The 14621-nt window shown below is 41.1% G+C and carries 7 protein-coding genes; all 7 read right to left on the bottom strand.

Features of this window, described 5'->3' with window-relative positions:
- Positions 1 to 61: 61 nt before the first annotated feature.
- From DW036_RS04155 to DW036_RS04185, 7 genes are read right to left on the bottom strand one after another with little or no spacing between them, the layout of a single operon-like run.
- Positions 62 to 2242: an endo-1,4-beta-xylanase gene (locus DW036_RS04155; protein WP_233560289.1), complete on the bottom strand. Its 2181-nt coding sequence runs from the start codon at positions 2240 to 2242 to the stop codon at positions 62 to 64.
- A gap of 49 nt (positions 2243 to 2291) precedes the next feature.
- Entirely contained in the window at positions 2292 to 2699 is a 408-nt protein-coding gene (locus tag DW036_RS04160) for a hypothetical protein (RefSeq protein WP_118461531.1), read from the bottom strand.
- Positions 2700 to 2759: 60 nt separating this feature from the next.
- Complete coding sequence (locus DW036_RS04165; RefSeq protein WP_118461533.1) at positions 2760 to 3806, bottom strand: DUF5627 domain-containing protein; 1047 nt, start codon at positions 3804 to 3806, stop codon at positions 2760 to 2762.
- A gap of 28 nt (positions 3807 to 3834) precedes the next feature.
- A complete protein-coding gene (locus DW036_RS04170) occupies positions 3835 to 5643 on the bottom strand; it encodes a RagB/SusD family nutrient uptake outer membrane protein (RefSeq protein ID WP_118462026.1) in 1809 nt (602 codons plus the stop codon).
- Positions 5644 to 5661: 18 nt separating this feature from the next.
- Entirely contained in the window at positions 5662 to 8526 is a 2865-nt protein-coding gene (locus DW036_RS04175; protein ID WP_118461535.1) for a SusC/RagA family TonB-linked outer membrane protein, read from the bottom strand.
- A 44-nt stretch (positions 8527 to 8570) separates the two neighbouring features.
- Positions 8571 to 10511 (bottom strand): RagB/SusD family nutrient uptake outer membrane protein, encoded by a 1941-nt coding sequence (locus DW036_RS04180; protein ID WP_118462028.1) that lies wholly within the window; start codon positions 10509 to 10511, stop codon positions 8571 to 8573.
- Between the two features lie 11 nt (positions 10512 to 10522).
- Positions 10523 to 13684: a TonB-dependent receptor gene (locus DW036_RS04185; protein WP_187374550.1), complete on the bottom strand. Its 3162-nt coding sequence runs from the start codon at positions 13682 to 13684 to the stop codon at positions 10523 to 10525.
- Positions 13685 to 14621: the final 937 nt, after the last annotated feature.

The following is a 14621-nucleotide window of genomic DNA, read 5'->3' on the forward strand; positions in this document are numbered from 1 at the left end:
AACAATAAAGGCAGCGAGCGTTTTCACTTTACGCCCCACTGCCTTTTCTTATAAAACTCTATTATTTTCCAGCCAAACCATCAGCAAAGCCTGCATATGTATGCTTACGGTTGTAGTTAGCATCCCATAAACCTACGGGTTCACCACCACGCCAACCTGAATCACCAGGAGCATCAGTAGCACACCACTGAGTGATACCATACTGCTGAGCAGCAGGAATTATTTCGAAGTACTTCTTCACGATGAACTTATAATATTCTGCCATCGCTTTATGCTGAGCTTCGGTCATATTCTCTGTCTTCACACTGGTACCGTTCTCGTCTATATAGCCCATATCAAGTTCAGAAATCTTCACGAGTTTGCCACTTTCTGCCAATATCTCGAACATCTTCACTACATGGTCTTCCTTACTCTTCTGAGTAACAGCATTAGCATAACAACTTACATGCATTTGTGTGCCGATACCATCAATCTTTGTCACACCATCAGCTTCCCACTTCTTAATCCAGTGTACCAAACTCTTGGCCTTCTTGTTGTCATCCCAATCAGACTCCAAATTGTAGTCATTGACAAAGAGTTTCAACGGAGCGGTACCACCGTTCTCGACATAATACTTACGGGCGGCAGCTACCACAACACGAGCGTAGTCTTCATTACCCAAATAGTCTTGCCAATAGAAGTTATTCTTAGCATCTTCTGCAGAGACATTTTTGGCAGACTGTAAAGTATAGAATCCTTCACCGTCATCACCGCCTCCGGAAATAGCTTCGTTCACAACATCCCACGCAGTCACATAACCACCAGTAGCTTCCATCATACCTTCTACCCAGTTGTTCATGGCCCATGTAAGGGTATCTTTCTTTTCTTCAGGAGTCAACTCAATACTTGTCTGATTAGAAGAATATCCCTCACCTTCAGCAGATAACGCTTGATAACCATCCCAACTTGTCCACCCTGCAATCGACTGGTTTTCAAAGTTAGTAGTATAAATTTCCGATGTCCCATCAGAGAACACTACATTATCAACATAAATAGTTCCTACAAAATCACCAAAATTAAAGGTAAACTTATCTACTTGGTCAAACCCCGGCGTAAATACAAAACTTACATCTGTCCATTCTGTACCAATAGCAAATCCACCTGGATAACCTTGAGAGCCAACGCTGGTAGACTGCAAAAATATAGTACAATTGTATACATCAGTTGCTTTAACCTTGGCCGTAAAAGTGTATGCCTTTCCTTCTGTCAACGGTGTAGCAAATTGATACCACACTTGTGAACCGTAATTATTGTCTTTCTTTTCCGTATTAGTCATAGTCAAACAAAAACCAGCATTATCGTTGCCTTCCTTCCCTATTTCATAGGTATATGTACCCATCCAACTTGGCTTTGTCCAATGGGATAAATCGCCTGTATCGAACGTACCGTCTACAATAAGATTTTCGCCATCAGCAGAAGTCAATGTCACATCATCAAAACAGAGTTCCCCTTGGAACGGACCGAAACAAAAGCGCAAGCGATTGATAGGCATACTTGCTGTAAACGTAATTGAAGTCTCTTCCCATTTTTCACCAGCAGAAAAAGAAGGCAAGTATTGTGTATCACCATCAATAACACCAGGCCAAAAGTTATAGTCTACATTAGAAGTAGCTTTAGCTTTCATTGAAATCACATATTCTTTGCCTACTTCAAGCGGCGTACTTAAATCATAATAAATTTCTGCTTCCCAAGGGTCTTTTCCCGCATTCGGTACTGTAATATGCAAGAAATTGTTAGCAGCGTTTGGATCAACAGGCAAAGGTATCGGAGCAATCAATCCGTTTAGATACTTATTATTCTGCTGCGCATGCCAAGCCAGCGTATGTCCGTAAATAGTGATTCCGGCAGCTTTTGCTTCCTCTACAAACTTCGCCACTGTGCTGAAACTCATTGTTCCGTCATTAGCCACACACGAAGCGTACTTCATGGCATTACCTGCCGTCATCTCATCGAAATTAGAGATAGCCATAGTACGCACCATTTCTCCTTTCAGAAAATCACTCGCCGACAGCGCAATTCCCAACTTAAAGTCGGGACTTGCACTTCGGTCTATATATGTTTTCAATGCATCGTAAGCATTGAGATATTCATATTGGGCTATACTTTCCGGCTTCTCAGTCTTAAAGTCAACGAATTGGTCATCGGCACAAGAGGCAAGCGACAGCAATAAGCCCAAGGATAATGAGTATTTAATTGTTTTCATTGTATAATCATTTATTAACATATTTCTTATTCTTTTCATCAATATGCAATCAAGGGTAACGATAAGTGGTAAATGTGAAACTTCTATAATTCACCACATAATTCGGACCTGTATCCTTCTTCAACAATACACGTATGGTTACACTTCTGGGCGTACCGTTCAAGCTCAGATAACGCTCATTATGCAATCCTGAATATTGCAAAGAAACCTCCGAACCATCCGAAGAATAAGCTTCCCATTCATAATGCAATGAACTATCCGGCACGTCCATTACGATACGGACAAATCCGGACAAGGCATTCAGATACATCTGATTACCTAAATCAGCCGTTATTGGAGGCGTATAAGGATCAGATAGCACTGCGGTATAACTTCCCGTGATATTGACAGTCGGTCCGCTTTGTGCCCAAAGCAAAGGAGGAAGACATAAAAATATAGATATTAATATTTTTTTCATGATTGAATGTTTTTAGTTATTATCCAACATTATGTTAATTGGTCGTTTAAACGTTTCCGTTCAATTGGCGCGATACTTAGGGACAAAAGTTTCTATCTTGTTTGTTCCACGAGTCTGTAATACCAATGTATCTTTCGTAGCCACCTTTTTTATGCCAAAGTCTACACTATAATCCAGGTAGATAGCATCCCGGTCTTTACCACCCCAGGCTTTTTTCTCTCCATTTTCCACAAATTTCCCGGAACCTGTAGCTATTATTCCTGTGGTACCTGAGACAATGGTACACTCATCGTTGTCATTAAATGTCAACAGTAAATCGCACTTCATCGTTGTTCCATCAACCTCTTTTGTACTAACAGGAAAAACAGCAGTCTTCAACGAACGAGTAGTAATATCACAGACTTCATCCTTTTCCACAGATTGAGCATGACGCACAACGGTAGTTGTAGTTCCACTTTCTGTTACCTGATCTATACCGCGGCGCAAATACGAAGCATGCCATGGATTCATATATTTCACACAATAAAGCACATAGTCTTGGGGCTGCACACTCCAATAATCCGAATTGGGACGTGCTGGCGCATCACCTTCAATCAAAGGAGTACCTGTCAATATGCGGTCGGCACCAGTCTGCTTCTTCATCACCACGGGAATCACATAATTATTACTCAAGGCTTTTTCGTCAGCAAAGAAAGCATCGGTAAGTTGCACCTCCACATTCCCCCAGTGGTCACCATTATATTTAATTTTATCACCAGCCAACGTATAATATGTGGAAGGCATAGGTAATACCGGTGAACCATCTTCAAAAAAGAGGTTATCACAAAGTGTATTATCCACAGCAATATCTATAGTGATATTTCTTCCACCGTATGCCCCTCCCATTGTTGCATAAATGGCACACTTGTGCTGACGGTCAGCCGAATTATCTACTACCGGGTCATTGCCCAATACAATAGTACGCACCGGATATTGATAAGCAAAATATACACTCACACCACCCTCATAATCGGGAAAATAGTTACTTGCATTCTCACATGAAGAGAAAGCAAATGACATGGCACTCCCCAATATTACAGATAATAATTTATAGATTTTCATTTCCATATTCTTTTTGCATTTTATAATTATGTGATTACCATCCTTTGTTCTGTTGCAGATTACTCCACTTCAACATCTCACCATAAGGTATAGGTCCGTAATTCATATACTCCTTGTAGTTTCTATTTTCTACATCAATTACGGTATAGCTCAGGCTTTCGCCCACTTTGTCAATTCGTATTCCCTTAGCAGTTTCTGCCAATGGCATTTGCCAACGACGAATATCCCAAAAACGCTTATTTTCGAAACAAAGCTCAATGCGACGTTCGTTACGGATAAGTTGAGTCATCTTTTCCTTATCTCCCTTGATACTCTCCAGATAAGCGTCGCCGTTATTGGTTCCTACACCACCACGAGCACGAATAGCCTTAACTACGTCATAAGCACTATAGGTATTACTACCTTTGCCCATTGGTCCCCAAGCATCGTTGGCTGCTTCAGCATAAGCCAGAAATATTTCCGTATAACGGATACGAACAGGAATATGAAACTTAGCATTAAGTGAACTCGGATTGGCATTACAATCTTCACGCAACAGCTTACGTAGATAGTAGCCCGTACGAGTAGAGGTACTTAATTGATTCAAGTTATTATCTTGTTTGCTGTCTGCATCAGGATAAGTACCTGTGATAATGGCTTTTTCCTTAAATGTAGCTCCATTAAATAAAATATATTTTGCTAAACGTGGATCACGATTTTCATAAGGAGCGTTTTCCGAATAACCGCTGTTAGCTTTGTCTGCAACAGGATAACCGTTAGCCATAGGGAAAGCATCCACTAAATTTTGCGTAGGATTAATACGCCCGCTACCATAGAGCGTAGGAGGAAAGTTATCTTTCTCCTGCTTAATACCTATATCCCAATCTTCCGTTCCATTGCTCTTATTTCCTCTCCAAAGGATTTCAGCAGGCACTTCTCCTGAACCAAGATTATCAAGATCACTTGTATTCATATACCAAGTGTTACCCGTCGGATCAAGACCAGATACACCACCAATACGATTCAATACAGTAGCAGCATAGCTTGCAGCAGTTTCAGAAGTCACACCTGAACCTTCCCGGTAAGCCGGACTTGCAGCAAGCAAAGCTACCTGTGCCTTTATGGCTTCAGCTATTCTGGCAGTAATACGTCCGCGTTGATAAGTTCCAAAGACAAGATTATAATTACCCATCTTTGCACCGATTTCTTTGTATTTTGCAGGTACTTCAGCATCACTTTTTATATTTTCGTAATCAACAGGCAGTAATTCAACTGCTTTATTTAAGTCAGTAAATACCTGCTCTACACATGCACTGAAAGAAGCACGGGGCTGATTAAAGTCGGAACTGTTATCTTCCGGTTCCAGAAGTATCGGCACACCCAGTAACTGGCCATCTGCCGTCCAACCTCCATGAGCCATCAAAAGATAGTAATAATTCAAAGCACGCAAGGCATATGCTTCTCCGCTGAGTTTGTCTATGAACATCCTATTCGTCACCTCATTCTCAGCCCAACTTACTTGGTCTGCGATACCTAAAAATGTATTGAGGTATTGTATTGCCGCTTTACGGGCTTGCCACTGTTCCATAGGATTATTATTCGACGCCCATGAACCAAGAGCCATTTTTGAATAGCCACTCTCTTTATCATTGGTCACTGCATCGTCTGTAGCTACATCACTCACACTGGAATTGTCATACGGTAGCATAGCATATCCGTACCCCAAAAGTCCCACAGCATAATTAGGATCTGAAAGCATTTCCTCAACACCGCGATTATTCTCCTTAGCAGGTTCGAACATATCCTCGCAAGCAGAGAAAGTCGCCAGTAATACTGTAGTTAATATAATATTTCTTAGTTTCATTTTTATCATAATTTTAGATTAGAATACAGCTTTCACACCAATATTATAGAATCTGCTTTGCGGAGCACTACCCACATTCATCTCCATGTGTTTACGTTCTTTCGAGATTGTCAGCAGATTTGCACCGCTTACGTAAGCAGATAATTCATTGATGAAAGTGTTACGCAAAATACGTTTCGGCAGATCATAAGTAATCTGTACTTTCGCCAGATCGAAGCGATCAGTCTTGTACAACCAATAATCCGAAGCACGGAAGTTATTACTTGCACTTCTAGCAGATAAACGGGGATAAGTAGCAGTAGCTGCTGTTTCAGGAGTCCAACGATTGCGGACTATGGCTGAATATTTATCATCGCCATCCACCCAATAATATGAACTGTTTTTCAATCCATAAGCGCCGAAGTTACCAGTACCCAACACAAAGAGAGTCAAGTTCTTCCATTTGGTAGTAAAATTGATACCGAGTGTAAAGGGCGCACCATACCAACCACCTTTACCCAAGAAGACTTCATCTTTGTCATCAATTACATTATCTCCATTCTGATCTACATACTTGATGTCACCAGGTTGAACCGTACTACCCAGTTTCTGTTCAGGACTACTCTCAATTTCTTCCTTATTCTGGAATAATCCGGCACTCTGAAGTCCCCAGATACCATCAACAGCTTTTCCCTCACGATAACGATAGGCATCATCATAGATTTCATCACGCTTAGTAACCTTAGTATCGTAATACGTACCTGCCACACCCAAAGACAAGTCTACATCTCCAAAACGCTTGTTAGCATTTATATTGAAATCAAAGCCTACACGCTTGTTATTGTTATAGTTCATCACAGCCATAAAAGATGCTGCCGGATATCCTGTATTCAAATGTGACGGATAAAAAGTAGGTTGATTGATCAAATATCCCTCCATAGAGTTGATAAAGAATGAAGCATCGGCCGTAATCAGTCTATTCCAAAGCGAAGTTTTCAGGTTTACAGAGAACTCTTTGCGCTTGATGAACGAAAGATCGTCGTTCTGACCTCTGGTAGAGATAGTATATTTACCGGCCGGACCATCATACCATGCATAGCCATCGTTTTGAGTCCATACTGATTCATAGAGATAAAACTCATTATCACCCATTACCAAATCAATGTCTTGATTGAGGATACTACCCGATACGCTCAACAATAAATCATCTACCACAGGAGAATCTTTCAGAAAGTTTTCACCGCTTAAACGCCAGCCCAACGTCACCGAAGGAGAGAGAGCCTGACGATGTCCTTTAGCCAGCTTAGCCGAATGGATCAATGCAGCACCAAAATCTGCATAATAGCGTTGCTGATAGTTATAACCCGCCTGTAATGCCAAATTAGCATTGCTGATACGATGATATTGTGCAGAAACCGTCTGCTGGTAACCATTGGCTATAAGCATAGCTGATACATTATGATACTTATTGAAAGTATTCTGATAATTGAACTGTCCAGAAAATGCAATCGTTTGCTTATCCGCACTTCCACCCACATTCTGAGTGCCCGGCTTTTCATCATTTCCCTCCTTGCTGAGCGCTACTATAACATCTTTACCGCCATAGTTAGCCCAAGTAGGAACAAATACTGCATATTTATTATCAAAAGAAGTGGAGTAAGAAGTGGCATAATCTACAGCAAACATAGCATTGAATGAGAGTCCTTTCAGAACTTGATTAAGATCGACATTCACACCAGCATCAAACTGGAACTGACGACTCGTCCACTTACTGCTTCCGGCAGCATAACTGTCAGCAAAAGCATTAGTAGAATTAGCCTGCGTACCAGCCAAGAAATACTTTCCATCAATAATATTGGAAGTAGTGCTCAGCAGTTCCCAAGCAGCTGTAGCATTGGGATCAATCATATCCAATGGAATAAGCGGGGCCGCATATTCCGGGAAATTCGGACGTGCAGTCGATGCTATGTTCCAATAATCACCTTTCGCCGTTTTTGAATTGTAAAATGTAGCATTGGCATTAATGTAGGCATTAATAAAGCTATTGATATTTACGTCTACATTACCACGTACGTTAAAACGGTCCGTCATATTATTCTTGGCTTCACCAAAATCAAGAAAATCTCCATTACGATAATAACTCACATTACTATAAAAACGCGCACGCTTACCGCCACCAGTAATCTCAGCAGTTACTTCCGAACGATTATATGCCTTTTTTACATAATCAGAAGAATAGTAATTTATATTTGTATAACGATATGGATTCAGTCCTGAACCATGATTGTAAATATCTTCGGCCGTATAACGGAGTTTCACAGTAGGATCATCATTCAAGAGGGCTTCATTATAAAGTGTCATGTACTCAGCCGAACCTAAGTATTCAGGAAAAGCCTTCGCTACATGAAATCCGGTATTAGCTCTGACACTAACGTTCAACCCCTCTACATTACCGCGTTTTGTAGTGATTACCACCGCACCTTTAGCAGCTTTACTACCATAAAGAACCACAGCCTGGGCACCTTTCAAAAATGAAATCTGTGCAATTTCAGACGGCATAACATTGTTGGCATCACGAGGCACACCATCTACCAAAACCAAAAAACCGGCATTGTCACCGTCCATTCCCCACAATGAGTTACCATTCCAACCGCCTACATAGCCCTGCATATTATCCAAGCTGTAAGTATTATAATTCTTCTTCGTAAGTTCTTCCACATTGACTACAGAAACACCACCCAAAAGGTCTTTTTGAGCTACCTTACGAAAAGCGACCTGTACCATCGGGTCTTTTTCGTTTGCCAATGAATCGGTCTCATTCCAGTCTGTGGCCTGCGCACTGACAAACATCGGAGAAACAGCCAGCATAGCACAAAGAATGAATTTTGTTTGTATATATTTCATTGTTTATTCATTTATTATTAAACATACTTTTTAGTCCTCCACGATTACCAGCCGGGATTCTGTCCGAACTCAGGATAAAGATAAACATCATCATCAGGTAAGGGGAACCAATAATGCTTTGTACCGTATATGCGTTTCACAATCAGTTCATGACGGTAGTTAGCCACTTCAGCTTCCGCAGGGTCATTATTTTTATAGAAATCTGCACTCTCTACCCGATCGAATTCTACAGAATATTTCTCGGTATAAGGTGACTCGGTCAGCAACAGCCAACGTTGCAGGTCATTGAAGCGGAAACCTTCCATAGAAAGTTCAACAGCACGTTCACGACGAATCTCGTCCATAAATTTCTTGCTGTCTGCAATATAGGATGAATGTACTTCCTCAGCACCACAACGGGCACGGATCTTATTGATTGCGTCGAGCGAAGTAAGCGTACAGTTATCAGACTTGGCAGATGAACCGCCAAAAGCAGCACAACTCTCGGCATACATCAGGTAAATGTCTGCCAAACGCATATAAGGCAAATAAGTATGCAAGTTACTACCCCAGTCATATTCCTTATCACCTTCATTACAAGTATGGGGAACAAACTTCTGGAAAAAATAACCGGTACGGCTGCCAAGATCTGCCGAACGCATATCTGAACCTGTAGAAAGATCACAATAAGCATAAGGTTTTTGTGCATCGGACAATTTATCCTCTGCCAATACAAAATGGAAACCGTCAAATACGATATCGTGATAGAAGCGCGGATCTCTGTTCTTAAAAGGATATCTTTCATCAAATCCTGAGTTGGGATCATCAACAGGAAGACCATTTGCCATACCATACATTTTCACAAGGTTGGCAGTAGGCAAGTGTATGATTTTATCATGGGCGACAAGTCCTGCCACTTTCGGCCCCCACAATTTCGTCATATTCCAGTTACTTCCATTAAAATCCGCAGAAGGGCCACGGAAGATAGCCTCTACCGAACCGGGCATTAACCAATTCTGACGACGGGTATAGAAAATATCGGAATAACAAGTTTGGGCACCTTTTGCCTTCTCATGATCATAAACATTACTATAATTAAACTCTGCAAGCGCATATTGGGTTTGCCCACTCTCTACCAAGGCCAGCAATTCGCCAAATGCCTGTGCAGCTTTCTTACAATAAGCTTCATCATAGTTGTAAGTCTGAGTACCTCCCAACTGTGCACCGTTCTTCATCAAAGGGCTTCCTGCCCACAGATAATTCTTACCCAAATAACCCAACGCCATGATTTTATTGATTCGCAGTTGGTTCTTACCCTCTGTAGCCTTACCAGCACTGGTCTTGTCCCAGTCTACCGGCAACAAGTCTGCAGCACGACGGAAATCCTCTCCTGCTTTATCGGCACATTCTTGATAACTCAAACGTGGTAATCTCAATTCTTGCGTAGCATCGAACACCTGATCAATATAAGGCAATCCTCCCCAATAGGTCATCAGTTCAAAATGCCACCACGCACGGAAGAAATAAAGCTGACCTGCAATCAAGTCTTTTTCTTCCTGCGTACCCACCAGTTTGTCCAAATTGGCAAGACCTACATTAGCCTTGCGAATGCAATACCAAGAATGCGGCCACAAAGAGTGTTGAAACTTATCGGTAGAAGCTGGGTTGCTGGGATTTCTATACAACCAACATTGACCATTACTTTGCCAAGCACGGAAATTACCTAAGTCAGCCTGATGCGTCATGTGAGCATCACCCATGGAGTTGAAGAGTTCGTCATCACCCCAGTTCCACGAAGTACAATAGTTACATTTCTCCTTATCGGGAATACAATTATATATTTCTTCTATGAATCCCTGGAAATTACGGAAATTCTTAAATGCATCTTCTTCGGATACAGTCGATTCAGGACTTTTATCCAAATAGTCTTCGCAAGACGTCATGCCGAGCCCCACTGCAAGAGCCAAAAGGCCTGAACATAAAAGAGTCTTATATGTATATTTCATCTTGTTCATTATTATAATGTAAATTTAACACCTAAGTTATAACGTTTCACTGTGGGATAAGCTCCCAGATAACCAGCTCCGGAGAGGTTAGCTTCACGGTCATCCGGCATGCGAGTCCATAACCATAGATTATTACCATTGACATAAATTTTCAGGTTACTTAATCCCATTCTCTTGATCCAGCCTTTATTCCAAGTATAAGCTATTTCAACGTTCTTTAAACGAATATAAGAACCGTCATAAAGAGATTGGGTTCCGCCGTTATAGCTCGGCGTAGAATTCCAGCGAGGTACTACCACATCGGCATTAGGAGTATTTTTTGACCACCATGTGCCAGTGTCAAACACAGTGTTCAGTTTGCTGCCAAAACTAGTAAGCCCCACATCACGGGTTACATTGTTCACACCATAAAATTGTGCAAATGCACTGAATCCTTTCCACTCAAAACCGATGGTAGCATTAAATGTATTTTCGGGCTGACTGGTGTAGCCATAAGGAGCCTGATCTTTGTTATCCACCACACCGTCGCCATTAAAATCGACAATGTAATAGTCGCCCACCAGTTTTTGAGAATCATTAGCATCATGAGCAGGGCTACCATACAATTGGTCATAGTTTTGAATGTATCCCGCATCAATATAAGAAGTATATTGACCTACCCCGAAGCCAGCTGCTTTCTGATAGGCAGGACGCATAGCTTGGTCATCTTTCACCAACACCTTATTCTTAGCATGTGTCATACTAAAGTTACCCCAAACACGCCAGTCATTACCAAAGGTCTTATTTACACGTAATTCCAATTCATATCCATTCGTACGGATTTTACCTTTGTTAACAGAAGGAGGAGTTCCTCCGAAATAAGAAGGAATGGAACGGTCGCCACCATAGACAAAGATATTGGAACGTTCATCACGGAAGAATTCCAAACTACCAGCCAGCACTCCTTCAAAAAGCGAATAGTCAACACCAATATTCAATTTTTTCACAACCTCCCATTGTATATCCTGATTACCAATAGCAGACTCACGATACCAGGTATAGATACTTTCTGTATGGTTCAGATCCATAGTAGTGTGGCCACCATAGGCCCACTGGTTCATGTACAACCACCGACGGCTTGAATCAAACGGATCAGGTCCTAACTGGTCAGAACCAATTTCACCATAAGAAGCACGAACTTTCAACATGTCAATGATCTTCTTTTCACGGAAAAACTTCATGAAAGGTTCTTCACTGACCATCCAGCCAATAGCACCTGAATTAAAAAATGCAAAACGATTCTCTGGGCTGAACTTTTCAGAACCATTGTAAGCGCCATTGTATTCTATGAAATAACGGTCGGCATAGTTATAAGTAACACGGAAAGCCCAGTCTTCACGATAGGTTGGCATCACACTGCCTCGTGCATTTTCCTGACGACTAAATAATCCCATAGCCGTGACATCATGCTTACCAAAACTACGCATCCAGTTCAATTGCGCCTGATAATAAAGGTTACGAACCGTCTGGCTATTATCCACGGCACCGGGAGAAGTACTCCAATTGACTCCTTGTGTCCAGTCAAAACCATTATTTGTGTCATACGATTGTTCATATCTCACCTGACCGGTATCCGGATCAATCCACTTGCGCTGCGCACTATTAAACAAGTCATTGATACCACGATTGTTTTCAACAAATATATTGTCCCAAGAAACAGTGGCACGGGCAGAAAGTCCCTTAGTTATAAACTTCAAATCTTGCTCCAGTGTAAAGTCGGTATTGATACGGGTGGTTGTGAGTTGCATCGTACCACCTAAAGAAATATTTTCTGCAGAGTTCGTGGTATTTGTAACAAGTGGATACATACCCCAGCTACCATCGGAATACTGCGGCAGGAACACGTCCGGTGCAATATTGTATGCACCCGACCATTGCTGCCCAATCTGCCATTCCGAATTACCCGTATTGCTCCATGGAGCCTTACGAATAGCATTGGAGCCTGCAAGGTTCATCTTCAGTACGGTAGTCTTCGTTATATTGAAGTCCAGATTACTGCGCACATTGATACGATCGTATCCATAACCAGAGTTGTAATCACGACCATTGTCATAAATTCTAAAGAGGTCACCCTCATGTACATAATCGGCCGAAGCAAAATACTTCACAAACTTTGTACCACCACTAATATTAAGATTGGCATTGTAAGACATTGTGTTATCTTTAAACAGAGCCTTCTGCCAGTCTACATTAGGATAACGTTCTCTCTGCTCAACAGTAGTCTGATTACGATAATTGTTGATGAACGATTGGGAACGGATGTATTCCCATGAATCAGGCCTCAGAGCCAATTCATGCTCAATGGCTGTATTACGAAACAACAAAGCGTCGTAAGAATCGTACTTATTGGGAAGTTTAGAAGGAGCCTTCAGAGTGGCATTGAAACCCACATCGATTTTCGCACTGCCCTCAGCACCACGTTTCGTAGTTACAAGAATTACACCATTGGCACCCTTCACACCGTAAACAGCAGTTGCGGATGCATCTTTCAAAACTGAAATAGATTGTACAGAACTGATATCCACTGAACTCATGGGACGTTCAATACCATCAACCAACACAAGCGGATCTTCATTATTATTCCAAGAACTTGCACCACGAATCGTTATTTTAGGTTCTTCTGCACCTGGCATACCTGTACCTGTGGTAGTAACCACACCTGGTAAGTTACCCGTCAGTGCCGCACCAATATCACTGATACCAGCTGCCCGTTCCAGTACTTTACCGGTAGTTTGTGTGATAGCGCCTACTACACTGGCCTTCTTCTGCTGACCATATCCTACCACAACAACCTCTTCCAGTTGCTGTGAGTCATCTTCTAAAGTGACCTTCAAGAGTTTTTGGCCTGCAATTCTAACTTCCTGCGATTTCATTCCTATAAATGAAACTACAAGAATTACTTTGTCATCAGGAACAGTCAATGTGAAATTTCCATCTATATCTGATATTGTACCTATTGAAGTATTGTTTTTTACAACGACGGAAGCCCCAATTACCGTTTCGCCATTTCCATCGACGACTGTTCCTTTTACCGTTACTCCATTTTGTGCTAAAGTCGGTAAACAACTCAATAGCAACAAAAGAATCAAGTAAGGGATCTTTTGAATTTGTTTTGTTACATTTTTCATTACCATTAGTTTAAGATATTAATAACTACATTCTCTTCATTACATTAGCTATTAGAAATAGCTTTAACTGTCATCATACATGCATTTCATAATTACATCGGTCTTTTAAGATTAATAATTCCAGCGATTCGCATTTGCAATATTTTACATAGATTTGCATTCTTGGTCATATAGAAGTTAGAGACATTTCACAAACAACTACCTCAACTCTCAAAACATCTCTCTTCTTGGCAGCAAATGTATCCAACATAAACGGAACAATTCGCACATTCATGCTACACGTTTTTTTGACAGTATTACATCTTTCTTTTTGATGTTACATTTTTCTTTGAAAGCATTACATAATAGAATATAAAACATTTATTATAAGACAGTTACCCCCAAAACAAAATCTTATAAGCCCGGAATATATTTTACTAAAAAGCGACCTTTCAGAAGACCTTGAAACAGGTAAAAAGGAGCTCAAAAAATGAAAGAAAAAATGGTTTGTAACGTACCGAAAAAGATATGTAACCCACTTGTTAGAGGCAAAAAAACTCTCTTGTCCTATTCATTTAGCAAAAGGGCAATTAACACATTTAAAGAAATGGATAAAAAAAAACGGCTATCTATGTTAGATAACCGTGCACCTTCACTATAAATTATAGATTGAGTAGTCATGCAAATGTGCAAGTAATTTTTCGGATACGGACGACACGGAATAACGCGGATTTTAAAGGATGCGCTATGGCGATGATGAGTTGATGTGCTATGCGCCGGCGGCACAAAGCATAGTAACCTGTAACCCGTAGCTTGTAACTTAATTTAGCTCATAATCCGCCCCAAATGAATCAATTCATATTTTTTGTACACAATTTTCACTTCTTATCTTTCTTGTCTTGTCACTTTTTCCACCCCCTCTCAGGTACCTTCTGGATGGGGGGGGGGGGGGGAAAAGTGGGCG

This window comes from Bacteroides sp. AF39-11AC (assembly GCF_003474285.1).
Lineage (GTDB): Bacteria > Bacteroidota > Bacteroidia > Bacteroidales > Bacteroidaceae > Bacteroides.

What these genes read in the sequence shown, in the direction of transcription:
- DW036_RS04155 (WP_233560289.1), bottom strand. Translation starts at nt 2,242, where the DNA reads ATGAAAACAATTAAATACTCATTATCCTTGGGCTTATTGCTGTCGCTT.
- DW036_RS04160 (WP_118461531.1), bottom strand. Translation starts at nt 2,699, where the DNA reads ATGAAAAAAATATTAATATCTATATTTTTATGTCTTCCTCCTTTGCTT.
- DW036_RS04165 (WP_118461533.1), bottom strand. Translation starts at nt 3,806, where the DNA reads ATGGAAATGAAAATCTATAAATTATTATCTGTAATATTGGGGAGTGCC.
- DW036_RS04170 (WP_118462026.1), bottom strand. Translation starts at nt 5,643, where the DNA reads ATGAAACTAAGAAATATTATATTAACTACAGTATTACTGGCGACTTTC.
- DW036_RS04175 (WP_118461535.1), bottom strand. Translation starts at nt 8,526, where the DNA reads ATGAAATATATACAAACAAAATTCATTCTTTGTGCTATGCTGGCTGTT.
- DW036_RS04180 (WP_118462028.1), bottom strand. Translation starts at nt 10,511, where the DNA reads ATGAAATATACATATAAGACTCTTTTATGTTCAGGCCTTTTGGCTCTT.
- DW036_RS04185 (WP_187374550.1), bottom strand. Translation starts at nt 13,684, where the DNA reads ATGGTAATGAAAAATGTAACAAAACAAATTCAAAAGATCCCTTACTTG.